Origin of the sequence: Sphingomonas aracearum (assembly GCF_003345355.1) — a bacterium.
In the GTDB taxonomy this organism is placed as follows: Bacteria; Pseudomonadota; Alphaproteobacteria; order Sphingomonadales; family Sphingomonadaceae; genus Sphingomonas; species Sphingomonas aracearum.
In genome coordinates this window covers 982205-1006599 of record NZ_QQNB01000001.1, presented here as the reverse complement: position 1 = coordinate 1006599, position 24395 = coordinate 982205, and the positions used below count along the sequence as shown (strand labels likewise).

Sequence of the window (24395 nt, the reverse complement as noted above, 5' to 3'; positions counted from 1 at the left end):
GTGACGCGCTTCCGCGCCGGTCCGCGGGCGGATCTTCTGGTCGCGCCGTTGGACGCGTTCACCGCCTTGTATCACCGCCCGTCGGGCATCACCCACCTGCTGTCCACGCCTGCCCCGGAGCTGCTCGACACGATGGGCGAGGGCGAATGGACGGTGGCGGAGCTCGCCGCGGCGCTGGCCGCCCGCTTCGATCTGGAACGCGACGACGCCGCCTTGACGGCGCGGCTGGAGGAGCTGGTGGACGCAGGGCTGGTGGAGCGCTGGTGAGGCACGCACATGCCCTGCGCATCGGCCCGGTGGGCTTTCGCATCGGTTCCGACCGGCCGGAGCCCATCCGCGCGCTGCGCGCGCTCTACCGCGACTATCCGGCGCCGGACGATGGCGTGCCGGACTTCACCGTCCGTCTCTTCGCGCCGGGTCCCCTGCGTCGCTTTCTGCGCCCGTCGGTGATGATCGGCGGGGATTTCATGATCCCGGACGCGGCGCCGCTGCCGCTGGCGCAGGGGCTGCTCGCGGCGGAGATGGCGATGAACCTGCAGATGGCGCTGGGCCAGCGCCGCTACCTGCTGCTCCATGCCTCGGCGGTGGAGCGGGAAGGGCGGGCCTTGCTGATGACCGGGATTTCCGGCGCGGGCAAGTCGACGCTTGGGGCGCTGCTTTCCGCGCGGGGCTGGCGCCTCATGGGCGACGAGTTCGCGCTTGTCGATCCGGCAAGCGGACGGGTGCACGCCTTTCCGCGGCTCGTCAGCCTGAAGAACGAGGCGATCGCCGAGGTGGAGCGCGCGGTGCCGGATGGCCGCTTCGGCCCGTTGCTGAAGGACACGCCCAAGGGCGACATCCGCCATCTGGTGCCCGACGCGCGCGCCCTTGCGGCGATGCGCGAGCCGGCGATCCCGGCGCTGTTGCTGTTCCCCCGCTTCGGCTTCGAGCCGGCGCAGCGGGTGCTGGCGCGCAGCGAGGTGTTCGTGCGGCTGACCCAGGCGTCGACCAATTATGTGGCGCTGGGCGAACCCGGCTTCGTCGCCGCCCGGCGCCTGGCGGAGGAGGTTCCGGCGCGGGCCATCGATTACCCCGATACCGCCTCGGCGCTGGCGCAGGTGGAAGCCTTGTGGGCGGCCCTGTGAGCCGCCCCTTGAGCCGCCTCGTGAGCGATGGCCGGCTGCTCGCGGGCGCGTTGCGCGATCCGGCCAGCGTGGCGGCCCTGGACGGTGACGGGTGGACGGCGCTGCTGGCGATGGCCCGCGCGGAACAGCTGATCGGCACGCTGGCGAAGCGGCTTTCCGGCCAGCCGATGCCGCAAGCGGCGGCGCGCGTGCTGGCCGATGCCGCCGCCTCCATCGCGCAGAACCGGCGTCAGGCGCTGTGGGAGGCGGAAATGGCCCGCCGGGCACTCGCTGCAACCGGGGTGCCGGTTGTGCTGCTGAAGGGCACCGCCTTCCTGGCCGGCGGCCTCCGGGCAGGGGAAGGGCGGTCGTGCGGCGATCTCGACATCCTCGTGCCGCGCGACGCCCTGCCGCAGGTGGAGGAGGCACTGCTCGCCGCCGGCTGGTCCTGGTTGAAGCCGGACCCGTATGACGACGCCTATTACCGCCGGTGGATGCACGAACTGCCGCCGCTGATCCATCGCGAGCGGGACCGGATGATCGACGTGCACCACACGATCCTGCCGCTGACGGCGCGGCCCTCGCCGGATGCCGAGGGGCTGCTGGCGGACAGTGTCGCCCTGCCTGACGGGCTGCGCATGCTGTCGCCCGCCGACATGCTGGTCCACGCCGCGGCGCATCTGTTCGCGGATGGCGACCTGGCCGGCGGCCTGCGCAACCTGTGGGACGTGCATTGCCTCGTCCACCAGTTCGGGACTGACGGGCTGGCGGAGAGAGCCTGCCGGCACGGGCTGCAGCGTGAGGTCGATCGTGCGCTGCGCCTCGCAGGGGCGCTATATGGCGGCGAAGGCAGATCGCTGCGCGGGGCGGACCGGCTTTACCTGCGCCGGCTCCTCGCGCGCGATGGCTGGGGGCGGGAAACGCGTCCGCTCACCCGTCTTGGTTTCTACGTTCGCTCGCACTGGCTGCGCATGCCGCCGCTCATGCTGGCGCGTCACCTCTGGACCAAGTGGCGCCGCCCCTGAGCCGGCGGGCCAGCGCGACCAGCAGCAGGGTCGCGCCGATCGCCAGCGTGTCGGCGATCCAGTCCCGGATGTCGCAATCGCGATGCAGGACCGGCATCGACTGCACCAGTTCGATCAGTGCGGCGAGAAAGCTCAATCGCTCGGCCAACCGCATCAGCGGCGTGCGGGAATAGCCAAGGGCGCTCAGCGCGGCGAGCACGGCGAAGGCGGCCATGTGCTGCACCTTGTCGCCATAAGGATCCAGCGGCGTGTGCGGCGGCTTGGGCAGGGTCGCCATCACGCACGCGCCGATCAGCGCCGCCCAGAAAGCGAGTTGGAACAGGCGTTGCCGCGTCATAGTTTCTCCAACGCCGGCAACAGCTCGGCAAAGCTGTCGATCAGGGCGTCTGCGCCCAGCGCTTCCGCGGGACGGTCCCGGTAGCCAAACGAGACCGCCACCGCCGGCAGCGCTGCCGCGCGCGCCGCCGCCATGTCGTAGATCGAATCGCCGACGAATGCCGCCCGTCCGCCGCCCAGCCGCTCGACCATGGCGGTCAGCGGGGCGGAGTCCGGCTTCTGGCGCTCCACCTCGTCCCCGCCGATCACCGTGTCGACCAGGTCCAGAAGGTCGACCGCCTCGAGCAATCGGCGGGACAGGCGGCCGATCTTGTTCGTGACGACGGCAAGCCGGACGCCTTCGGCCCGCAACGCCCGAAGCGCCTCGCCCGCGCCCGGAAAGGGGCGGGAAGCATCGGCGATGTGCGCCTCGTAGAAGGACAGCAGCTCCGGCAGGAGCCGTTCCAGCAGCAGCTCGTCCGCGCCGCCGGTCTTCGCCAGCGCCAGCTCGAGCATGTGCCGCGTGCCGCCGCCCACCAGGCCGCGCACGGTGTCCTCGTCCAGCGGCGCGCGTCCCGCCTGCGCCAGCACATGGTTCACGGCGCCGGCAAGGTCCGGCACGGTATCGACCAGCGTGCCGTCGAGGTCGAAGCCGACGATGGAGAAAGGCGGGGCGCGCATCGCCGCGCACAGACAGCATCGGTATGGCAATGGCAAGATTATCGTGTCACTAGCGCGGGCCATGCAGACGCCGTCTCCCGTCGCCGCCGTGATCCTTGCCGCCGGCAAGGGCACCCGCATGAAGTCCGACCTGCACAAGGTGCTGCATCCGATCGCGGGGCGGCCGATGTTGCTTCACCTGATCGACGCGGTGAGCGCGCTGGAGCCGGCGCGCACGGTGGTGGTGACCGGCGCCGGGCGGGAGCAGGTGGAGGCGGCGGTGGCGCCGGTGGGCGCGGCCACCGCGCTGCAGGCCGAGCAGCTCGGCACCGGCCATGCCGTTCTCCAGGCGAAGGCCGCACTGGCGGATTTCGACGGCGACGTGCTGGTCCTTTACGGCGACGTGCCGCTGGTGCGGCCCGAAACCATGCGCCGCATGCTGGAGGCCCTGCACGAAGACGGCACGCCCAGCGCGGTGGTGCTCGGCTTCCGCCCGGCCGACCCCGCCGCCTATGGCCGGATCGTCGCCGGATCGGACGGCCGCATCGCCAAGATGGTGGAGTTCAAGGACGCAACCCCCGAGGAGCGCGCCGTGGACCTCTGCAATTCCGGCCTGATGGCGGTGCGCGCCGCGGACCTGTGGCGCCTTCTGGAGCAGGTCGGCAACGACAATGCGGCCGGCGAATATTACCTGCCGGACATCGTCCTGCTCGCGATCGCCGAGGGGCGCTGGGCCAGGGTGATCGAGACGGAGGCGGACGAGGTCGCCGGGGTCAACAGCCGGGCCGAACGGGCGATGGTGGAGGAGGTCTGGCAGCAGCGTCGTCGCGCCGAGGCGATGGCCGCCGGGGCGACCCTGATCGCGCCGCACACCGTGTGGTTCGCGCACGACACGCGGATCGGGCGCGACGTGACGATTGAACCCAACGTGTTCTTCGGGCCCGGCGTGACGATCGGCAACAAGGTGGCGATCCGCGCCTTCAGCCATGTTGAGGGCGCAACGGTGGGCGAGGGGGCGACCGTCGGGCCGTTCGCGCGGCTGCGTCCCGGCGCGGTGCTGGCGCCCGAAAGCCATGTCGGCAATTTCGTGGAGCTGAAAAACGCGACGCTGGGCGCGGGCGCCAAGGCGAACCACCTGACCTATCTGGGCGATGCCAGCATCGGCGCGGGCGCGAACATCGGCGCGGGCACCATCACCTGCAATTATGACGGTTTTTTCAAGCACCGGACATCGATCGGTCAGGGCGCTTTTGTTGGAAGCAACAGCGCGCTGGTGGCTCCGGTCACGATCGGCGACGGTGCCATCGTCGCCGCCGGATCGGTCGTCACCCGCGACGTGCAAGGCGACGCGTTGGTGCTGGTCCGCCCTGAGTCGGTGATCAAGCCCGGCTGGGCGGCACGGTTTCGGGCACACATGCAGGCGAAGAAGGCGGAAAAGAAATGAAGCTGACCATTGCTGTTTCCCTCGCCCTGGCGGGCCTCGCGCCGCAAGGCGTCGCCGCGCAGAGCGCGACCCTGACCCCGGCGCAAGCCGTCGCGGCGGCTGCTGCGCCGGGTGCCGGGCCGGTGAGCGGCACGTTCGAGTTTCAGGTCGGCTCCACCGGGGCAAGCGGCTACGACGTTTATCTGAACTCCGATGCCGACTATCACGCGGCGACGAACCTCACCGTGGTGCTCCATGCCGAGGCGGTGAACGCGCTGACGAAGCAGCTCGGCGGGCATCCCGCGGACATGCTGACGGGCAAGCGCATCCGCGTGACCGGCGCCGCCCAGCGCGTCGCCTTCCCCCGCCGGGATGGCACGCAGACCTTTCAGACGCGGATCGAAGTCGCCACCGCCGACCAGATCCGCATTCTCCAGTGATCGGACGCAAAGCACATGTGTGGAATTGTTGGCATCGTCGGCGCGACGCCGGTGGCGGATCGGCTGCTCGATGGCCTCAAGCGGCTGGAATATCGCGGCTATGACTCGGCGGGCATCGCCACCGCGGTGGACGGCCGGATCGAGCGTCGGCGCGCGTCGGGCAAGCTGATCCACCTCGCGGAGGTGCTGCAGGGCGATCCGCTGCCCGGATCGACCGGCATCGCGCACACGCGCTGGGCGACGCATGGCGGCCCCACCACCAACAACGCGCACCCGCATGCGACGGGCGAAGTGGCGCTGGTGCACAACGGCATCATCGAGAACTTCAAGCCGCTGCGCGACGAACTCACCGCACGCGGCCGCACGCTGGAAAGCGAAACCGATACCGAGGTCGTCGCGCATCTCGTCAGCGAGAAGGTGGAAGCGGGCATGGCGCCGGCCGATGCCGTGCGCGAGGTGCTGCCCCGCCTGCACGGCGCTTTTGCGCTCGCGATCCTGTTCCGCCAGCATCCGGACCTGCTGGTCGGCGCGCGGCTCGGCTCGCCGCTGGTCGTCGGTTACGGCGATGGCGAAACCTATCTCGGTTCCGACGCGCTGGCGCTCGCCGCCTTGACGCAGCGCATCGCCTATCTCGAGGAAGGCGACTGGGTGGTCATCACCCGCGAGGGCGCGCAGATCTTCGACCGCGAGAACAATCCCGTCGAGCGCCCCGTGACGATCTCCGGCGTGACGGGCGAGCTCGTCTCCAAGGGCAATCATCGCCACTACATGCTCAAGGAGATCTACGAGCAGCCGATCGTCGTCGCCCAGACCTTGCGTTCGTACCTCCAGCGGATGGAGGAGCGGGTCACGCTGCCGATCCCGGACTTCGACCTGTCGGCGATCCGCCGCGTGACGATCGTGGCGTGCGGCACCAGCTTTTATGCCGGCATGGTCGCGAAATACTGGTTCGAGCAGTTCGCGCGCGTGCCCGTCGATCTCGATGTCGCCAGTGAGTTCCGCTACCGCGCCCCGGTGATGGAGGAGGGCGGTCTGATGATCGTCATCAGCCAGTCGGGCGAAACCGCCGACACGCTGGCGGCCCTGCGCCACGCCAAGTCCGAAGGGCAGAAGATCGCCGCCGTCGTCAACGTGCCGACGAGCACCATGGCGCGCGAGGCGGACCTGCTGCTGCCGACGCATGCCGGGCCGGAGATCGGCGTGGCCTCCACCAAGGCCTTTACCTGCCAGCTCGCCGTGCTCGCCGCGCTGGCCGCCAATCTCGCGCGGGCCAAGGGCAGGCTGACCCCGGCCGACGAGAAGTCGATCGTGCGGCACCTCGCCGAGGCGCCGGCCGCGCTGAACGGCGCGCTTGCCTATGACGAATCGATCGAGGCGATGGCGCACAGCGTCGCGGCAGCCCGCGACGTGCTCTATCTCGGCCGCGGCACCGACTATCCGCTGGCGCTGGAAGGGGCGCTGAAGCTCAAGGAGATCAGCTACATCCATGCCGAGGGCTATGCTGCCGGCGAGATGAAGCACGGGCCGATCGCGCTGATCGACGATGCGGTGCCCGTGATCGTCATCGCGCCCTCCGGCCCGCTGTTCGACAAGACCGTCAGCAACATGCAGGAAGTGCAGGCGCGCGGCGGCAGGGTGATCCTGATCTCCGACTATGACGGGGTGCAGGCAGCCGGCGAGAACTGCCTGGCGACCATCACCATGCCCAAGGTCCATCCGCTGATCGCCCCGCTCGTCTATGCGGTGCCGGTGCAGCTGCTGGCCTATCACGTCGCCGTGGCCAAGGGCACGGATGTCGACCAGCCGCGCAATCTCGCCAAGTCGGTGACGGTGGAGTAGCGTCGAACGCGCGGGGGACTACCGGGCTGTTGCTGGTCAGCCCGGCGGAACGCATCGCGCGATCCGACCATCGCCTCAGGCGAGGACGGCGTCCACTGCATCGTTGAACGCGCGCATGTCCGCGACCGAGCCGATGGTGACGCGCGACACCGTCGGCCAGATCGGCCAGCTGCGCCCGATCTGCACCTTGCGCGCGAGCAAAGCGGCCTGCATCTCCGCGGCCTTGCGGGTCTTCCAATCGACCATGATCATGTTCGCCTGGCTGTTCGGGTGAACGCGCAGGTCGTGCCGCGCGAGCCGCGCGACCGTGGCCTCGCGGACCGCGATCATCTCCGCCCGCCGGGCACGGATCGCGTCCGCCATCGGATAGGCAGCGTTGCCGCAAGCCACGGCGGTCATCGGCAGCGTGCCCGTGACCTGCTGCCCATCGTAGCGCATCATCTTCTTGTGCAGGTCCGGGTGCGCGAAGGTGAGCCCCAGCCGCATGCCGGCCATGCCGAACAGCTTGGAGAAGGTGCGCATCACCACCACGTCGCCCCGCGCGGCCGCGAGCGGTAGCGCACTGGGCGCGTCGGAGAAATGCAGATACGCCTCGTCGACCAGGACCACGGACTGCGCGGGCTTGTTCGCCAGCAGCCACGCGATGTCGGCGATCGGGGTCACCGTGCCGGTGGGATTGTTGGGCGTGCAGATATAATAGAGCCCGGCATCCGGGTTCGCCCGCAGCATGGCGCGCACGTCCGCGCCCTTGCCCGGCTGCATCGGCACCTTGGCTAGCGGCGCGCCCAGCCAGGTCGCGGCACGCCATGCCGATTCGAAGGTGGGGTCGGCGGTGACCAGCCCGCGCGTCGGCGAACAGAAGCTGATCACGGAGCGCACCAGCGGATCGCCTGAGCCCGGCCAGGCCAGGATACGTTCCTCCGGCACCTGCTCGACCGCCGCCACCGTCTTCAACAGGGCGCCGCGGTGATCCCCCGGATCGTAGCGATTGCCCTGGGCGAGGATCTGCGCCGCCGCGGCGGCCGCTTCCGGAAACGGACCCGTCCAGCATTCGTTGGCGCCGATCTGCACCGCCCCCGCCACGCCGCGCGCGGCATTGCTCTGCGCCTGCGCCGCATCGGCGAGCGGGGCGAGCATGGCACCGCCACCGATCAGCGCCGCGATGCGGCCAAGCTGGCGACGGGAATAACCGCGGACAAGCAGGTCCTCGCGGGCGTCGGCTTCGATCATCTGAACCCCCTTTTGTGCGTTGCAGCAACGTGGAGGGAAAATCGGACATTGTCAATGCAGGATAGAACGATCTTTTGCGCCACGGCCCCTTTGTAGATTTTTCCTTGCTTTCTTCGGTCGGTGAGCCAACAATGTTCGAGCTGTCGCAAGGGCGGACGGGGGACCGCGGCGATCAGAGGGGAGAGCAAGATCGTTGGGGCACGCCTCGGCTGTGCCCGGCAGACGACACCGCCCGACACAAGCCACGCCGCCGGACCATCGTTTCGGCGCATCCGTCACTTGCCGGCGAACACAGGGGGAATGCGCCTTGCTCGACATCATGGTTCCAGCACTTGCGTTGATCGGCGCCGGCCTGGCGGCCGGCTTTGCCGCGGGGCTGTTCGGCATCGGGGGCGGCTTTGTTGTGGTGCCGGCCCTGCTGCTCGTGCTGCCGCTCTTTGGCGGCGATCCCCACCACCTGACCCATGTCGCGGTGGGCACGTCGGCGGCGACGATCATCGTCACGTCGCTTCGATCCCTGCGGGCGCATGCACGGCGGAATGCCGTCGAGTTCGACGTGCTGCGCGGTTGGGCGCCCTGGATCGTGCTGGGCTGCGCTGGGGGAGTGCTGCTGGCGGATCATGTAAACGGGCAGGTGCTGACGGTGATCTTCGGCGCAGGCGTCGCCGCAATGTCGATCAACTTCCTCGTGCCGCAACTCGGCGACCGGGTGCTCACGGACAGGATGCCGGGCGGCACGATGCGGATCGGCTTCGCCGCCGGCCTTGGCACCTTTTCGTCCCTGCTGGGCATCGGCGGCGGCACGCTGGCGATCATGATGATGACGCTGTGCGGCCGCACCATCCACCGTGCGATCGCCACCGCCTCGGGCGTCGGCACGCTGATCGCGGTGCCCAGCGCCATCGGGTTCGCCCTGATCGGGCTTGGCCAGCAGGGGCTGCCCTGGGGATCGATCGGCTATGTCAACATGCCCGCCGCCGCCGCCGTGGCGGCGATGTCGATGATCACCGCGCCGCTCGGCGTCGCCGCGGCGCATGGGCTCCCGGCGCGCCCGCTGAAAACCGCGTTCGGCATCTACCTGCTGGCAATCGCGTTCGTGATGCTTCGGCGCGCGCTGCTGCCCACCGTCTAGCTCCCGGTCTGGATGGCGCCGCGCCCTTGCGGTAGAGCGCCGCCCGGAACGAGAGGATGAAGATGGCCAGATCGTCGACGCTGGAGAGTGCGGATCTCAAGATACTGGAAGTGCTGCAAAAGGACGGGGCGCTTTCGATCGCCGCGGTTGCCGAGCGCACCGGCATCTCGCAAAACGGATGCTGGCGCAGGATCAAGCGACTGGAGGACGAAGGCGTCATTTCCGGGCGGGTGACGCTGGTCAACCCTGCCAAGGTCGGCCTCGACCTGACCGTCTTCGTCCATGTGAAGGCGAGCGAGCATTCGGAGGAGTGGTTCGAGCGCTTCTCCGCCGCGGTCCAGGAGATGCCGGAGGTCGTGGAATTCTACCGCATGGCCGGCGAGGTCGATTACCTCATCAAGCTCATGGTGGAGAACATCGCCGCCTATGACGCGGTGTACAAGCGGCTCACCAAGGCGGTGAACATCGTCAACGTGACCTCGACCTTCGCGGTGGAGGTGCTGAAACTGACCACCGCCCTGCCGCTGACGCACCGGTTCAAGGCGGACGAATAAAGCGCGGCTCCCAGGCGCGGGAGCCCGGACATGGCGCGGTGCCTGCCAGATGCGCGCGCAAGGCTGATCTAGAATCCGGGGCAGAAGTAGAAACTTTTATTCACGCTTCCTGCTTGTGTTGAAATGGATCGGCGATAGTCTGCGCAAACGGGGGCAGCTTTCCGCGAGCTCGGCGACACGCCGCCGTGCTGCGGATGGGGGGACATGCATGGCGGCGATTGCCGGGCTGGACGAACAGGACATCAGGATCCTCGATGTCCTGCAAACCGAAGGATCGCTGTCGATCGCCGCCGTGGCCGAGCGGACCGGACTGTCGCAAAATGCCTGCTGGCGCCGGATCAAGCGGCTGGAGGACGAGCAGGTCATCACCGGCCGTGTGACGCTGGTGAACGCCCGCAAGCTCGGACTGGACCTGATCGTCTTCATGCACGTCAAGGCGAGCGAGCATTCCGAAGACTGGTTTCAGCGCTTCGCCGGCGCGGTTCAGGGTCTGGACGAGGTGGTCGAATTCTACCGCATGGCGGGCGAGATCGACTATCTCCTCAAATTGGTGGTGGAAAACATCGCCGCCTATGACCGGGTCTACAAGCGGCTGATCTCCATGGTGAAGATCGTGGACCTCTCCTCCACCTTCGCAATGGAGGAGATCAAGCGCACCACCGCGCTGCCCCTTCATCATCACCAGCCATCCCACTGACATTTGCCACAGGAAGAGCCATGACCCTCCGCTACGCTTTGCTTGCCATGCTGACGCCGCTGCCGGCCGCGGCGCAGACACTTCCCGAAGCGCAGCGCGGCACCATTGTCGCCGGCATCGACAAGCGGGCCCCGCAGCTCGAAAGCGCGGCCAGGACGATCTGGGGCTGGTCGGAGGTCGGCTATCAGGAAGCGAAATCCTCCGCCTTGCTGCAGGGGCAGCTGAAGGCCGCCGGCTTCACCGTGAAGCCCGGGGTGGCCGGGATGCCCACCGCCTTTGTCGCCAGCTTCAAGCAGGGCAGCGGACCGGTGATCGGCATTCTCGCCGAGTATGATGCGCTGCCCGGGCTGGCGCAGTCAGCAGTGCCCTCGCGGGCCGCCATCGACAACAAGGCGGCCGGCCATGGTTGCGGGCACAACCTCTTCGGCGCGGCCAGCATCGCGGCAGCGGTGGCGATCAAGGAGTGGATGGTCGCCAACAAGGTGCAGGGCGAGCTTCGCGTCTATGGCTCGCCGGCGGAAGAGGGCGGATCGGGCAAGGTGTACCTGGTGCGCGCCGGCCTGTTCGACGACGTGTCCGCCGTGCTGCACTGGCATCCGGCAGACGCCAACGGCGTTTTCACCGGCAAGAGCATGGCCAACATCTCGGGCAAGTTCCGCTTCCATGGCACCAGCGCGCATGCCGCCGCCTCGCCGGAAAAGGGGCGCTCCGCGCTGGACGGGGTCGAGGTGATGGACGTGGCGGTGAACTTCCTGCGCGAGCACATCCCGTCCTCCACGCGCATCCACAATGTCATCACCGCCGGCGGCGAGGCGCCCAACGTCGTCCCCGACTTCGCCGAAAGCTATTATTACGTGCGCAACACCGATCCCGAGATCGTCAAGGACGTATGGGCGCGGGTGACCAGGGCGTCGGAAGGCGCGGCCATGGCGACCGGCACCCGGGTGGAGCAGGAGGTGACCGGCGGCGTCTATTCCATGCTCGCTAGCCGGACGCTGGCCAAGGTGATGGCCGCCAATCTCACGCAGGTCGGTGGCGAGAACTGGACGCCGGAAGAGATCGCCTGGGCGACGGCCATGCAGAAGAACCTGCCCACCCAGCCGCCGCTCGACAGCGTGAAGCGCACCGACCTCGCCGATCGCGGCCCCGATGGCGGCGGCTCCACCGACGTGTCCGACATCAGCTGGACGACGCCGACGATTGGCCTGAACACCGCCACCTGGGTACCCGGCACGCCCGCGCATAGCTGGCAGGCGGTTGCCGCATCGGGCATGTCGATCGGGTTCAAGGGCGCGGTGGTCGCCGCCAAGACGATCGCGCTCACCGCGGCGGACCTGTTTCTGAGCCCGCAGACGCTGGCCGCCGCCAAGGCCGAGCTGGACGCGGCGCGCGGGCCTGGCTTCCGCTATGCGGCGCTGCTCGGCGATCGCCAGCCGGCGCTCACCTATCGCAAGCCGACGCCGGCGTTCGAGGGCAAGGCCGCGCGCTAGCGGCCGGCGATCGAGAGCTGGACGCCAGCGCCGCCTCCTGCCGGGGCGGACGCCGGCAACCCCGCCGGGCCGGTTCAGCGCACGCCCAGCGCCAGGGCGTCCGGACGGCGCGTGTCGGACGCACCCATGAACTTGTCGCCTTCGATCATGATCGACTGCGTGCTGCCCATGGTGTTCGACAGCCGGACCTTGTGGCCGCGTGCCTCCAACAGGGGGATGATGTCCGGCGAAAAGCCCGATTCCAGCTCCAGCGGCGCATCGGCAGCGCCCTGGTTCAGGCGCGGCCGCTCGGCCGCCTCGGCGATGTTGAGATTGAAGTCGATCGCATTGACCAGGACCTGCACCATGGGGGCGATGATATAGCCGCCGCCGGGCGTGCCGGTGACGAGCCACGGCTTTTCGCCGCGGAACACGATCATCGGCGTGATGGTGGAGCCCAGCCGCTTGCCCGGCGCAGGCCAGGTCGCCTTGCGCGCCGGATCCTTGCTGCCCCAAGCGAAGTTGCCCAGCGAGTTGTTGAGCAGGAAGCCGGTGCCCGGTGCCACCACATGCGCCCCGTAGGAGGCGGTGAGCGTGTAGGTGTTGGCAACGGCGTTGCCGTCCTTGTCGGCCACGGAGAAGTGCGTCGTGTCCGGGCTTTCGTGGCGGTAGGGATTGCCGTCCGGCAGCGTTGCGGCGGTGAGGGAGCCGTTCAGCGTGATGAGCTTGGCCCGCTCCGCCGCATAGGCCTTGCTGGCGAGGCCGATCGCCGGCGTCTTCCACTGCGGCTCGCCGCCCACGAAGCGCCGGTCGGAAGAAGCGATCTTCATCGCCTCGGAGATGAGGTGCAGCGTGTTGACGCTGCCCCAGCCATATTGTTTGAGCGGGAAGGTCTCCAGGATGTTCATGGCCTCCGCCACACTGACCCCGGAGGCGGTGGGTGGCATGTAGGCGATCCGCTGCCCGCGATAGCTGGACCAGATCGGCGGTGCGACGGCTGCCTTGAAATCGGCCAGGTCGCGCGCGTCGATCACCCCGCCGCCGGCCTTGATCCCGGCAACGAGCCGGCGGGCGAGCTCGCCCTTGTAGAAGCCGTCGCGCCCACGGCTCGCGATCTGCTCCAGCGACCAGGCGAGGTTGGGCTGGCGGAACAGTTCGCCCGGCGCGTACGGGCTGCCGTCCGGCTTGAAGAAGGCCGCGCGGGCGCCGGGATCGCGCGCCATCATCTTGGCGCGGCCGGCCGTCGCCTCCGCTTCGCCGTCGCTGAGGGGCACGCCGTCGCGCGCCAGCCGGATGGCCGGCTCCACCAGCTTCGCCCAGGGCAGCGTGCCGAAGCGCTGGTGCGCTTCCCACAGGCCAGCAACGGTGCCGGGCACCGCCACGCCCTTGAACGACATCACCTTGGACGGGTCCTGCTTTCCGTCCGTGCCCAGCAGTAGCGACGGCGTGGTCGCACGCGGCGCCAGGCCGTAATAGTTGATGGTGATGGTGGTCGCCGGCTTGCCGTCCCGGGCGGCCATGTGGACGACCATGTAGCCGCCCCCGCCCAGATTGCCGGCGCGCGGCAGCGTCACCGCTTCGGCAAAAGCGGTGGCGATGGCGGCATCCACCGCGTTGCCGCCCTGGCGCAAGATTTCCGTGCCGACCCGTGTCGCGGGCGCGCTCTGGCTGGCGACCATGCCGCCGCGGCCCAGCGTGGCGCCGTGGATCTGTTCATAGGCGACGATGTCGCCCCCGCTGCCGCGCTGCGCCACTGCGCCTTCTTCCTGCGCCGAGGCGGGCAGGGCGGTGGCGGCGAGCAGGAGGGCGATGGCCCAGCGACGGGTGCGAAGATCGGCCATGGAGGTCCTTTGCTGCTTGTCCGGTGAGGAGGTCACTGCGCTCGGTCGGGCAGGATGTCGGCGAACCAGTCGTCCGCGTCGCTGCCGATCGGCGCGCCGGGCGGAACGGGTGGCGGCGGCGCAAGCGGCTCGACCAGGGCCGCGCGGGCGTCGCCGGTGGCCGCCAGCATGTCCGCCAGGTAGCGGCAATGCGCCTGTTCCGTGCCGGTGCCCGGGCAGGAGGCAAGCCGCGCCTGCAACCGGCGCGTGGCATCCGCCACCAGCGCGAGCGCGGTTGGCGAGAGATCCTTCTCGGCGCCCAAAGCGAGCAGGCGCAGCACATAGCGGGCGCGGACCTGCCGGGCGATCTCCGCCCGCCTGCCGCCCGCCTGCGGGACAAACACGGCATTGCCGATCGCATCGAGCAGTTCGGTGACGGACGGCTGCGCCGGGTCGCTTGCCGCCTGCAGCACCAGCCGGTTGAGCCGCTCGGGCGCGAGCAGCGCGGCGAGGCCGATGTCCGCGGCGACCTCTGCGGCGCGCTGCCAGTCGAACAGGGCGGCGGTGCGGCCGGGCAGCACCTCGATCTCCGTCTGGCGATCGGCGGTGCCGGACTGGACGGAGGAAAGGAGCGGCAGGACGCTGTCGGGCAGGTCCAGCGCTGCCGGGGACAGCGTGACGAGTAACGACCGCAACGCGGCGCGCTGCTGCGCGGGGGGAACGGCCGTCGCGCGCTCCTGCCCGTCGCCGGCGACGGCGTAGCGATAATCCACGCCGCCGATCAGCTTGGCGGCGGCCGTCACCTGGTAGCGATGGAACAGATAAAGGGGGACGATCATCCGGCGCAGGTCCGCCGCCGGCGCTCCGGCCGGCAGGTTCGCCAGGCCGAAGCGGGACAAGGCGATGCGGCGCACCGCCAGCGCGTGGTCGAGCGCGGCCGCCGCGTCCTCGCCATCGTCCCACATATTGCCCCAAGGATTGGCGTCGCCGTCGCCGCGCGTGTCTCCATCGGCGACGAAGCGATAGCCCTTCGCCTGCGCCGCGCGCGCGAGCGCGTCCAGCGAGCTGGCCTCGTCGGCGCTGCGCGGGAACTCGCGATATAGCCAGTTGATCGCGAACCGGTCCCAGTCGCCGATGCCGACCTTGTAGGCGTCGGAGAAATCGAGCTGGCCGCCGCGGATGGCGATGCGTGGGGGCGGATAGTCCATCACCGAGGCGCGATCGGCAAAGGTGCTGCCGGCGAAATTGTGCGACAGGCCCAGCGCATGGCCGACCTCGTGCACCGCCAGCTGGCGCAGGCGCGCGCGCACGAGGGTGATCGGGTCGTCGGCACCGCCGGTGCCCTCGCGGCCGGCACCCACCAGCCCCTCGAAGATCAGCTTGTCCTGCCACGCGCGCAGCGATCCGAGCTGCACGACGCCGCGCACGATCTCGCCCGTGCGCGGATCGACGACCGTGCTGCCGGTCGACCACCCGCGGGTATCGCGATGGATCCACGCGATCACGTTGTATCGCGCGTCCATCGGGTTCACGCCCTCGGGCAGCAGCTCCACGCGAAAGGCATCGATGTACCCGGCGGCATCGAACGCGTCGGCCCACCAGCGCGCGCCTTCCAGCAGCGCCGTGCGGATAAGTTCGGGCGCGGCTCGATCGACGTAGAAGATGATCGGCTTGCGAACGCGCGACCGCGCGGCATCCGGGTCGACCTTCTCCAGGCGGAAACGGCGAACCAGGCGGGAGACGATCGGCTGGTCGAGCGATGCGGCGTAATTGTTGCGGATGACCTGCACCGAGGTGCCGGTGCGCGGATCGTGCGCTCGCGGGCGGAAACCTGCATCCGGCATCCGGATCAGGCTGTGATGGAGACGTAGCGCGAGGGTGCGCGCGTCCGGCACGATGCGCTCGACCGTCCGCGCCGGCTCGTCGCTGGTGAAGGACAGGGCCGCCTCGAACTCGACATTGTCGGGGAAGGCCTGTGTCTGTGCCGGATCGAGATAGCTGAGCATGGGCGAAAGGCGGTAGGTGCCGGCGCGTGCATCTTTGAGCCGTCCGGCGATGTTCATGGCGTCGCGCAACAGGAAGTCGCGCAGGTCGATGACGATGCCGCTCGCGTCCTCGCTGACGATGTCGCCGGACCAGACCGGCGAGCCGGAAAAGGACCGTGCCACCGCGCCGCGCTCGTCGGCATCGCCCTTCAGCGCGACGAAGCGGTTGTTCTCGAACTCGGCGATCACCCGGTTGCCGATGCGGCGAAAGGCGAGCACCTGCGTTTCGCCGAGCCGCGCGCGATCCAGGCCGAGCTCCGAGGCGCCCAGCCCTCCGGCGATCGAAGGCGTGTAGAGGAAGCGCGCCAGAACGCCGCCTTCTCCCTCGCGCGGCAGCGTGACGCGCACCGCGCCCTTTTCACCGGCCGATACCGCCAGCAGCGGCGCCTGCGCCTGCGCGGAAACCGGGAGCGCGAGGGCAAGGCAGGCGGAGGCACAGAGCGCAACGGTCAGGCGGCGGCGCGAGGAGAGGAGCATCGGGAAACCTGGGCTGGAGGAAGAAGCGGCGGCGCGCCTGTCCGGCGCGCCGCCCGCGGCATCAAAAGCTGTGCCGGACGTTGACGTACCAATAGCGCGCCACCGGGGCGTACAGCACGCCGGGATAGCCGTCCGACGACAGCGGCGGCTTGGTATCGAACAGGTTGCGCACGCCCAGCCGGATCGACGAGCCCTCCAGCGCGCCGCTGCTGAAGCGGTATTGCGCATACAGGTTCGCGGTGGTCGTCGGGGTGATTTCCCAATAACTGCCGTCCGGATAGGTCAGCGCCGTGTCGAACACCTTGCCGGTATATTGGGCAAAGCCGCTGACCGTCACGTCGCCCAGCGACCAGGTGAGCGTGGCGGAGCCGCGCCATTTCGGCTTGCGGTTCTGCTCCAGCAAGCTGCCCCCGTTGGAGATCACCGTGCCGTTGTTGATCTGGCCGGCGGCACGCGCGTCGAGCAGCTCCTGGATGCCGGGCGACGGCTCCTGGTAGAACTCGAAGAAGTGGGACGCGTTCACCGCCAGGTTGAACCGGCCGATGCTCGTGTCGGGCGTGCGGTAGGTGAGGTTGAGGTCCAGGCCGCGCACCTTTTGCGGCTGAAGGTTCACATATTGGTCCAGCACGTAGAGAACCTGGCCGGCGGGCGCGAGCCCGGTGCCGGCAAAGGCGTCGACGTCCGCCGCGGTCGGGGCGGCGCGGATCACGTTGGGGTTGATGCCGCCCGATTGCCGCAGGAGATAGTCGAGGATCAGCGCATTGCCCTCGCCATACAGGCCGACAAGCCCCGTCTGCCGCACGCGCCAGTAATCGGCGGTGACGGTGATCGCCCCCCATTCGGACGGCAGCGGCGGCTCCAGCACGAGGCCGACCGACGTGGTGGTCGCCTTTTCCGGGTCGAGATCGGGATTGCCGGACCGGCGCGCCTGCGTCGTCTGGGCGCGGGCGCAATTGTTGAAGCTCGCGATGCGCCCGGCGCGCAGGTCCGCTTCGCAATAGACATAATCGGTGCGGCTGTTGGAGCGGGTCACCACCGTGGCGTTGATCTGTTCCAGGTTGGGCGCGCGGAACGACTTGGCCCAGGAACCGCGCAGGCGGATGCCCTTCACCAGATCCCATGCACCCGCCACCTTGGGCACGGTGACGTCGCCGAAATCGCTGTAATGCTCGTACCGGCCGGCGATCTGGAAATCGAGGCTGCGGATCAGCGGCACGTGCATGTCCGGCGAAATCACCGGAACCGCGAACTCGGCATAGGTGCCCGCGACGTTGCGGCTGCCGGACGTGTCGGGATTGATCGCGGAGTCCACGAAGTCGCTGAGCACCGCGCCGGTGACCGGATCGGTGAAGGTGATCGTGCCGTCGATGCGCGCGTCTCGATTGTCGAGCTGGGTCTCGCGCCGGGCCTCGATGCCGCCGGCAAAACCCAGCGAACCGCCCGGCAGCTCGAGCAGGTGGGCGTTGGAGAGCCGGAAATCGAAGGTCGCCAGCGAGGACTTGGTGTAGCGCACCAGATCCTGCCGGATTCCGTCGATAGTCGCCGCGCTGTTCTGGGTCGTGCCGAAGATGTTGTAGGCGGCGGCGTTGGTCTGCAGCATGCTCTGGTACAGCTTGGTGCGGCTGACATTGTCGCTGACATCCCGCACCCAGGCTTCGGAATAGCTGGCGGCGGAATCCCAGTCGAAGCTGCCGAGCGTTCCGCGCAGGCCCAGCAGGGTGCGGAACTGCTGGTTGGTCACCTCCACTTTCCGCAAGCCAAGGTCAGCGAACAGGTAGTTGGGCACCGTGAGCGCGGTGCCGGCGGCGGACGAGCTCAGCCCGGGGAGACGGTTCGGATTGGCGGCGCCGTTCAGCGTGGCGGGCCCGAACGGGTTCCAGTAGCTAGTCGCCGGCACCACCAGCGGCGAGGCGGTGGTGGTGGAAGCCGGGCTCTGCACCGCCCGCGTCTTGGCCTTGTAGAAGCCCAGCTCGGTATAGGCGGTGATGTCCTCCGACAGCTCGTAATTGCCGGTGAGGAACAGGTTCACGCGATCCAGCCGCGGGATCACGGAGGTGCCCGCCGCGCCTGCATCGTAGCGCAGGTTGCGGTCCACGCCGGAGGTCGCCTGCGTGCCGCTCTGGATGCACACGGCGTTGCCGATGGCGGCGTTGCAGCCCGCATTGGTGGTCGGCTGGAGATGGAACTGGCCGGACGCGTTGGTGAGGGCCGTGCCGTTCTGCCGCACCACCACGTTGCCCACCGTGCGCAGGTTCGCATATTGATTGGTGACGGAGCGCCCGTCGAGCGAGGTCGCGCCGGCGAAATAGGTGTCGGCGAACAGCGGCGTCTTGTCCGAGGAGGCGGTGAAGTCCTGCTCGGTGGAAAGCAGGCCGGTGCCGCGATCATAGCTGCCGAACAGCGTGACGTTGCCGCGACCCTGCGCGAAATCGGTGCCGACCACGCCGTTGGCGTTGAATTCGCGATAGCCGGTGCCCTCGCCGCCGCCATATTGCAGCGACAGCTCGCCGCCCTTGTAGTTGTTCTTGAGCACGGTGTTGACCACGCCCGCCACCGCATCGGCGCCGTAGATCGCGGCGGCGCCGTCGCGCAGCACCTCCAGCCGTTCCAGGCCGTTCACCGGCAACGCGTTGCTGTTGAAGCTGAGCACCGGCACCAGCTGGTCGTTGGCCTGGCTGGTCGGGTGATTGACGACGCGGCGGCCATTCAGCAGCACCAGGGTGTTGCCGACGCCCAGGCTGCGCAGATCGAGCGAGCCCACGTCACCGCGCGCCGAATTGGAGCTGCCCGGAATATACTGGCTGTTGAAGCGCACGTCGCCGAACTGCGGGATGGAGCGGAACAGCTCGTCGCCCGACACGGCGGCCGTGCTGCGGATCTCCTCCGTGGTGACCACGGTGACCGGCAGCGCTTCGTTGATCCGCGCGCCCTTGATCTGCGATCCGACCACGACGATGTCGTTGGCCGGCGCGTCCTGCTCGACCGGCGTGACCGGCGTTATCTCGGCGGCGCTTTGCGCATGGGCCGTTCCGGCCACCGTCATCGCCATCAGTGAACAGGCGGCAAGCGCCAGGCGCCGCTGCGAGGCTCGCTGCATCATTCCAAAACCCCCTTGAGTACGTTCAGCCGGATCTCCTTGCATCCCACCCCGGTTTGCAAATGGACGTGCTCCCCACGCCGCTTTTCTTTTGTTATGATGCTTCACCAAACCGCACAGTCAAGAAACTTTTCGGCTTTTTGTCGCGCCTGTTGGGAAATCTATTTGCGTACGTAGGTTTCTGGCGGCTGGCGTGCGCACGCCTTCAGGCTCGAACCTGTCGAGCAGGCCGAGGGGTGGAGGCAGCGCCGCAGCGCTTCTTTGAGCGCGTCGAAGCCGCTCGGGGACGGGCCGGCGGTTGCCGGCTTGCCGCTACCGCGCGATGGCCGGTGCCGCTGCCGGCACGGCCTCCTGGCGCCTGGCCCCGCCGTAGAGCAGGGCGTTGAACAGGAACTTGAAGGTGCCGTACGACTGCGCCCGCTGCGCCACCTCCGGGCCGAGGAGGAACAGCTTGCCCTTGCCCACATCCACGTCGGCCACGGCCGTCGTGCCGGCAAGGCGCTCCTGCCCGATCGCCCAGCCGCTGCGCAGCAGGTCGCGGCCGTCGAACCAGGAAACCGGGCGCACCCGTCCCTGGCCGGCAGCTGGCATGAACGTCTGCGACTGGTTGAAGAACATGTCCACGTTCCCCGGCAGTCCGAAACCGAGCGGCTGGCTGTTGTCCACGCGCGCGCGCAGGATCGAGCCGGGGATGTAGAAGCTCCGCGGCTCCAGCGGCTTGGCTTCGCCGTCCACCGCCCGTGACAGGGCAGGGGCGAGGGGCGCGCCGAGCAGTTGGGCGAAGCGCCCGGAACTGCCCAGCGCCACTACCGCGCCGCCGCCGGACACGAACTGCGCCACCGCAGGGACGGACACCGTGTCGCTTACCTCGCCCAGCATCGGCCGCAGCGCCGCGGGCGTGTCCGCCGCTTCCGGCTGGCGGCTCGGCCGGTCGCTGCCCCAGGCTCCCTTGGGCGGAAGCGCATCGTCGGTGAACACCAGCACGTCGAAGTCGCGGGCCAGGTTCCCGGCATCGAGCCGCTTGGGATAGACACGCTGGAAATCGAACTCGAACCGCTCCAGCAACCAGCGCGTCCACCCTTCCGAGATCAGGCCGCCCCAGCGATCGACGAGGCCGATCCGCACCGGCTTCAGCGCGATGCGCTCGCCGGCCGGCGGCGCGGCCGCCGCATGCGCGGTGATGCCGAGCTCCGCTGCGCTGCGCTCCAAAATGCTTTGCGCCTTTGCCGACGCCGGAATCCAGAGCGCACCCGGCTGCAGCGTCTCGCCGCCGGCGCTGGTCGCCTGGCCGATCCAGCTGACCGGCACGCCCGCCTTCAGCAGGCGATTGGTCAGGATGAAGCTGTTGTTGGTTTCGTGTCCGACGATCCAGCCTGCGCTGCCCTGGCCCTCCACCCGGCCGCGCGGCGGCGCCATCAGGTCCGGCACCGGCGTCAGCGCGGCGTCGAACCCGTCGAGCACGCGGTCGAAGGCGATGCCCATCTGATAGGCGAGCGTGTAGCCGGTGATGTCATAGGGCGCCTTGGGCGGGCCGCCGGGATATTCCGCGTCATGCGGGTGGTTCTGCGGCTCGAACATGTCGAGCACGTGCGGGCGATAGGCCTGGGCGGTGCGCACCACATAGGAGCCGGCGGGATAGCTCCTGCCGCCGGCGCTGAACGGGCGGTCGGCACGCTCCACCTCCACGCCGTTCTTGATGAGCGCGTTGAGAAAGGTGATCGCGGTGGGCATGTCGCGCTGGGTCGCGGGGATCACATAGGCGCGCGGGTCGCGCTCGGCCGGCACCTGCGCCAGCGTCTTGTACAGCGCCGGGTCGATGCGCTTGGGGCCGGTTGCGGGACGATTGTATTCGTCCGCCCCGCCGGCACGCAGCGGCGCGGCATTCTCCATCCGCTCCACCTTGGCGGGGGTCATCGTCCAGCTGTCCGTGCTGCCCCTGGCGATGCTGTTGGCGCCCATCCGCCAGATGTTGAACAGCAGTCGCTCGCGGTTGCGCGAGGCATAGTCGATCACCGCGCGGTCGAGCGTCCACTGGTAATCGAGCGAGTCCTGCAAGTGCCATTCGCGCGGCGCGATCGGCATCAGCTCGTCGCCGCGCGGCAGCTGCGTGGAGGGGAGGAGCGGAATGCGCGTCGGGGTGGGTCCGCCGATGATCTCCGTCAGCAGGCCAATGCTGTTGTGGAAATAGGCGACCGACCGTTCCATGCCGTTGTGCCATGTGGAATATCGCGCCGCGCTGCGGCTGCCGGACCCTGCCTTGCCCTCCTCGATCAGCCGCGAATGCATCTGGAAGCCCACTTCGTTGAGCTCCGACATGACGATCGGATCGTAGTTGAAGTTGAAGGGGTCGCGGAACGGCGGAACGAACACCACCATGCCCTCGGGCCCGGTCTGGTGCTGGTTGTAGACGATCTGCGGATACCAGGTGCGGAACAGCTGCCGGTTGACGTTCTCCGTTTCCGGCATCTGCGCCATGAAGCTGTCGCGGTTGTTATCGTGCCCGATATATTTCTGGTACAGTCGCGGCAGGGTGGAGAATTCCCGCCTTTTCGGGTCTTCGTGGCGCATGTACCAGTTGCTGACCATCTCCATCCCGTCGGGATTGTCGTGCGCGAACAGGATGATGCAGTCGTCCAGCAGGCGCAGCGTCTCGGGGTCGGACTGGCTGAGCATCCGGTGGAGCACCTGGATCTGCCCCTGCGAGGTCACCGTCTCGGTGGCGTGGAGGCCCGCATCGATCCACACCACCGCCTTGCCCTCCCGGGCAAGCCGGCGCGCCTCCGTCTCGGGCACGCGGCCGCGCGCCAGCTTCTCGGCCATTCCGCGATATTCCTCCATCCGCTGGAGGTTGGCGGGCGAGGAGACCACCGCCATCCACTGCGTGCGCCCTTCCGCCGACTTGCCGATGTCCACCAGCCTGATCCGGTCGGACTCGCTCGCCAGCCGCTTCAGGTAGGCCTCGTATTCGGTGTAATTGGCCAGGTAATAGTCGCTGCCGATCGGCTGCTTGAAGAAGCGGTCCGGCGCGGTCGGCTGGGCCGACTGCGCGGACACAACAGCCGGCGGCAGGAGCAGCGCTCCCGAAAGGAGGAGCAGGCGCAGGTTCATCGGGTGTCCCCGTCGGTTTTTGTGTGGCAAGGGCGCTTACTGAAAGCGCAGGTCGTCGAGCTCGAAGGCCAGCGTTTCGCCCGGGCCGCGGGCTGCGCCGATCTCGACCTCGTAGATCGCCTCGCCGGTCCAGGGCGCACCGCGGCGCCGCGCGGAGGAGACCGGTTGCAGCGCGGAGAACGGCACCGTCTGCTCGGTCCAGTCTCGCGTACCCTGCACGGCCGCGCTCCACTCGCCACCGTCGCCGATGAAGCGCACGGTGTAGCTGCCGGTGCCCTTCAGCGCGAAGCGCAGCGCGCGATACCGTCGCACGGTGACCGGGCGTACGGACCCGCGGGTCAAGGGAAAGGAGACGCCGGCAGTGGCATCCTGCTTGATCGCCAATCGTGCCGCGACCTGTAGTGCATGGCCTGTGCCGCGCGGCACCAGCTGGGTGATCTCGACGGAGCGACTGATGCCGCCATCGGTGTCCTCGAGGCGCAGCGTGTCGAGGGCGGTGCGCCGGTCGGCCCGCTCGAAATCGTCGATCAGCGGCGCGACGGGGGCGGAGGGCAGGCGGGTGGCGGCGTTGCCCGCGGGCAGCGGCGGCGCGCCCGGGCCCACCACCAGGCGGCCGTCGATCAGCACGGACGCGATCTTGCGCACGTCGGCGATGTTCTCCCACGGCCTGCCGTCGATCAGCACGATGTCGGCGCGCTTGCCGGGCTGAATGGTGCCGCGGTCGGCATCGAGGTTCATCACCTTCGCGCTGGTCGCCGTGCCCGCGATCAGCGCCTGGGCAGGCGTCAGCCCGGCGCGCACCAGCAGCTCCATCTCGTGCAGCGAGGAGGAACCGTGCGGCGTTCCCGGCATCCCGGCATCGGTGCCGAGCGCGATCGGCACGCCGGCGGCATGCATCGCCTTCACGTTGCCGAGCGCATAGCCGAACTTGCGCAGGCTGGATTTCACGCGCGGATCGGATGGGTCCGGGCTCGCGCCGTTCTTGCCCGGTTCGTACACCGCCAGCGTGGGGGCCATCGCCATGCCCGACTGCACGATGGTCTTCAGCGAGTCCGGGTCGATCGGCCGGTCCTGCAGCCCGTGTCCCAGGCCATCGATGCCGGCGCGCGCCGCGATCGCTCCCCGGTCCACCGTCACCGTATGGGTCAACACCTTCAGGCCGGCCGCGTGCGACGCCTGGACCAGTGCCTTGAGCGTCCCTTCGTCCATGCTGCTATTGTCGGGCCCGGCACCATAGCGCCAGCCATCGGTGAACGCCTTGATGAGATCCGGCTTGTAGGGCTTCAGCCGCTCGATCGCGGCGCGCGCCGCCTCCGGCGTGTTGATCCAGATCGTGGTCGCCTGATCGCCCCAGTCGGCACCGTGACCGCCCGGCGTGCTGATCCGCGCCGCGAAGTTCACATGCGGGGCGGCGATGCCGGCCAGCCATTTGCGGCGCGGCGCATAGCTTTCGGGCTGCTCGTGAAAGTCGTTCACCGTGGTGACGCCGGAGCGCACATAGCTGGTCGCGATCTGCGGCAGGGTCGCGGGGGCGCCGGCGGGCGTCCAGTGCGTGTGGACGTCGAAAAAGCCGGGGAGCAGCGCCTTGCCGCGCGCGTCGATCACCCGGGCGCCTCGCGGCACCGTGACCTGTCCGACCGCGACGATCCGGTCGCCCCGGATCACCACGGTGCCGACGTGCGGCGCCGCGCCGGTGGCATCGAAGATGGTCGCGCCGGTGATCGCGGTGACCTCGTCCGCCGGCGATCCGGCGGCGGCGCCCAGCAGCAGGGGCAGCGCGGCCAGCAGCCCGCCCGGGAGCAGCTTTGCCCGTGCCCTCTTCTTGCGCGAGCGGCCGCGGCTGTCATCGATGACGTTCATTCTTCCCCCCGTTCCGATCGCCGACGTCCCCTCCCAAGGCTTTTACCGGCTTTCCCGCGCTCGCAGGCAATAAGATACCAACGCATGGCCGTGTTTTGTCA

Annotated in this window: 18 protein-coding genes; 10 read left to right on the top strand and 8 right to left on the bottom strand. The window is 69.0% G+C overall.

All coding sequences use genetic code 11. The annotated features are described in order from the left end of the window. From DVW87_RS04895 to DVW87_RS04885, 3 genes are read left to right on the top strand one after another with little or no spacing between them, the layout of a single operon-like run. Entirely contained in the window at positions 1–267 is a 267-nt protein-coding gene (locus tag DVW87_RS04895; protein ID WP_239017753.1) for an HPr-rel-A system PqqD family peptide chaperone, read from the top strand. After that, the gene (locus tag DVW87_RS04890; protein WP_114686580.1) at positions 264–1124 is read left to right on the top strand and encodes an HprK-related kinase A; all 861 of its coding nucleotides are present in this window, start codon (positions 264–266) and stop codon (positions 1122–1124) included. The genes DVW87_RS04895 and DVW87_RS04890 overlap by 4 nt, the downstream gene beginning before the upstream one ends. Positions 1125–1144: 20 nt before the next feature. Beyond that, a complete protein-coding gene (locus tag DVW87_RS04885) occupies positions 1145–2128 on the top strand; it encodes a nucleotidyltransferase domain-containing protein (protein ID WP_114687079.1) in 984 nt (327 codons plus the stop codon). Here the strand turns inward: DVW87_RS04885 and DVW87_RS04880 are convergent. Both DVW87_RS04880 and gph read right to left on the bottom strand, forming a co-directional pair. After that, positions 2085–2465 (bottom strand): VanZ family protein, encoded by a 381-nt coding sequence (locus DVW87_RS04880; RefSeq protein ID WP_114686579.1) that lies wholly within the window; start codon positions 2463–2465, stop codon positions 2085–2087. The genes DVW87_RS04885 and DVW87_RS04880 overlap by 44 nt on opposite strands. Further along, a complete protein-coding gene (gene gph / locus DVW87_RS04875) occupies positions 2462–3124 on the bottom strand; it encodes a phosphoglycolate phosphatase (RefSeq protein ID WP_114686578.1) in 663 nt (220 codons plus the stop codon). Before gph ends, DVW87_RS04880 begins: the two co-directional genes overlap by 4 nt. 61 nt (positions 3125–3185) lie before the next feature. Between gph and glmU the strand changes: the two genes are divergently transcribed. From glmU to glmS, 3 genes are read left to right on the top strand one after another with little or no spacing between them, the layout of a single operon-like run. Then, positions 3186–4547 carry a bifunctional UDP-N-acetylglucosamine diphosphorylase/glucosamine-1-phosphate N-acetyltransferase GlmU gene (gene glmU, locus DVW87_RS04870; protein WP_114686577.1) on the top strand — a complete coding sequence of 454 codons (1362 nt, stop codon included), beginning with the start codon at positions 3186–3188 and terminating at the stop codon, positions 4545–4547. Beyond that, positions 4544–4966, top strand: coding sequence for a hypothetical protein (locus tag DVW87_RS04865; RefSeq protein WP_114686576.1), 423 nt, complete (start codon positions 4544–4546; stop codon positions 4964–4966). The genes glmU and DVW87_RS04865 overlap by 4 nt, the downstream gene beginning before the upstream one ends. A gap of 15 nt (positions 4967–4981) precedes the next feature. Beyond that, positions 4982–6805, top strand: coding sequence for a glutamine--fructose-6-phosphate transaminase (isomerizing) (gene glmS / locus DVW87_RS04860; RefSeq protein ID WP_114686575.1), 1824 nt, complete (start codon positions 4982–4984; stop codon positions 6803–6805). A gap of 75 nt (positions 6806–6880) precedes the next feature. Here the strand turns inward: glmS and DVW87_RS04855 are convergent, their stop codons facing one another. Further along, positions 6881–8035, bottom strand: coding sequence for a pyridoxal phosphate-dependent aminotransferase (locus DVW87_RS04855; RefSeq protein ID WP_114686574.1), 1155 nt, complete (start codon positions 8033–8035; stop codon positions 6881–6883). 319 nt (positions 8036–8354) lie between these two features. Between DVW87_RS04855 and DVW87_RS04850 the strand changes: the two genes are divergently transcribed. The 4 genes from DVW87_RS04850 (at position 8355) to DVW87_RS04835 (ending at position 11908) form a co-directional block, all read left to right on the top strand. After that, positions 8355–9167: a sulfite exporter TauE/SafE family protein gene (locus DVW87_RS04850; RefSeq protein WP_114687078.1), complete on the top strand. Its 813-nt coding sequence runs from the start codon at positions 8355–8357 to the stop codon at positions 9165–9167. Between the two features lie 62 nt (positions 9168–9229). Further along, complete coding sequence (locus tag DVW87_RS04845; protein WP_220149784.1) at positions 9230–9721, top strand: Lrp/AsnC family transcriptional regulator; 492 nt, start codon at positions 9230–9232, stop codon at positions 9719–9721. A gap of 208 nt (positions 9722–9929) precedes the next feature. Beyond that, complete coding sequence (locus DVW87_RS04840) at positions 9930–10418, top strand: Lrp/AsnC family transcriptional regulator (protein WP_114686573.1); 489 nt, start codon at positions 9930–9932, stop codon at positions 10416–10418. Between the two features lie 20 nt (positions 10419–10438). Then, entirely contained in the window at positions 10439–11908 is a 1470-nt protein-coding gene (locus DVW87_RS04835; RefSeq protein WP_114686572.1) for an amidohydrolase, read from the top strand. Between the two features lie 74 nt (positions 11909–11982). On the opposite strand, the gene ggt is transcribed toward DVW87_RS04835, so the two are convergent. From ggt to DVW87_RS04810, 5 genes are all read right to left on the bottom strand, one after another. Continuing rightward, positions 11983–13728 (bottom strand): gamma-glutamyltransferase, encoded by a 1746-nt coding sequence (gene ggt, locus DVW87_RS04830; RefSeq protein WP_114686571.1) that lies wholly within the window; start codon positions 13726–13728, stop codon positions 11983–11985. Positions 13729–13760: 32 nt separating this feature from the next. Then, entirely contained in the window at positions 13761–16229 is a 2469-nt protein-coding gene (locus tag DVW87_RS04825; RefSeq protein WP_114686570.1) for a zinc-dependent metalloprotease, read from the bottom strand. A 61-nt stretch (positions 16230–16290) separates the two neighbouring features. Next, positions 16291–19329 (bottom strand): TonB-dependent receptor domain-containing protein, encoded by a 3039-nt coding sequence (locus DVW87_RS04820; RefSeq protein WP_239017751.1) that lies wholly within the window; start codon positions 19327–19329, stop codon positions 16291–16293. Positions 19330–19638: 309 nt separating this feature from the next. Then, positions 19639–22434: a M14 family metallopeptidase gene (locus DVW87_RS04815; RefSeq protein WP_114686569.1), complete on the bottom strand. Its 2796-nt coding sequence runs from the start codon at positions 22432–22434 to the stop codon at positions 19639–19641. A 36-nt stretch (positions 22435–22470) separates the two neighbouring features. Continuing rightward, positions 22471–24294, bottom strand: a complete 1824-nt coding sequence (locus DVW87_RS04810; protein WP_114686568.1) for an amidohydrolase family protein — start codon at positions 24292–24294, stop codon at positions 22471–22473. Between the last annotated feature and the right edge of the window lie 101 nt (positions 24295–24395).

Bases quoted from the DNA above. Each gene is read 5' to 3' on its own strand.
- glmS (WP_114686575.1), top strand. From the start codon at position 4,982: ATGTGTGGAATTGTTGGCATCGTCGGCGCGACGCCGGTGGCGGATCGG.
- DVW87_RS04810 (WP_114686568.1), bottom strand. From the start codon at position 24,294: ATGAACGTCATCGATGACAGCCGCGGCCGCTCGCGCAAGAAGAGGGCA.
- DVW87_RS04850 (WP_114687078.1), top strand. From the start codon at position 8,355: ATGGTTCCAGCACTTGCGTTGATCGGCGCCGGCCTGGCGGCCGGCTTT.
- ggt (WP_114686571.1), bottom strand. From the start codon at position 13,728: ATGGCCGATCTTCGCACCCGTCGCTGGGCCATCGCCCTCCTGCTCGCC.
- DVW87_RS04825 (WP_114686570.1), bottom strand. From the start codon at position 16,229: ATGCTCCTCTCCTCGCGCCGCCGCCTGACCGTTGCGCTCTGTGCCTCC.
- DVW87_RS04865 (WP_114686576.1), top strand. From the start codon at position 4,544: ATGAAGCTGACCATTGCTGTTTCCCTCGCCCTGGCGGGCCTCGCGCCG.
- DVW87_RS04815 (WP_114686569.1), bottom strand. From the start codon at position 22,434: ATGAACCTGCGCCTGCTCCTCCTTTCGGGAGCGCTGCTCCTGCCGCCG.
- DVW87_RS04880 (WP_114686579.1), bottom strand. From the start codon at position 2,465: ATGACGCGGCAACGCCTGTTCCAACTCGCTTTCTGGGCGGCGCTGATC.
- DVW87_RS04855 (WP_114686574.1), bottom strand. From the start codon at position 8,035: ATGATCGAAGCCGACGCCCGCGAGGACCTGCTTGTCCGCGGTTATTCC.
- gph (WP_114686578.1), bottom strand. From the start codon at position 3,124: ATGCGCGCCCCGCCTTTCTCCATCGTCGGCTTCGACCTCGACGGCACG.
- glmU (WP_114686577.1), top strand. From the start codon at position 3,186: ATGCAGACGCCGTCTCCCGTCGCCGCCGTGATCCTTGCCGCCGGCAAG.
- DVW87_RS04835 (WP_114686572.1), top strand. From the start codon at position 10,439: ATGACCCTCCGCTACGCTTTGCTTGCCATGCTGACGCCGCTGCCGGCC.
- DVW87_RS04840 (WP_114686573.1), top strand. From the start codon at position 9,930: ATGGCGGCGATTGCCGGGCTGGACGAACAGGACATCAGGATCCTCGAT.
- DVW87_RS04820 (WP_239017751.1), bottom strand. From the start codon at position 19,329: ATGATGCAGCGAGCCTCGCAGCGGCGCCTGGCGCTTGCCGCCTGTTCA.
- DVW87_RS04845 (WP_220149784.1), top strand. From the start codon at position 9,230: ATGGCCAGATCGTCGACGCTGGAGAGTGCGGATCTCAAGATACTGGAA.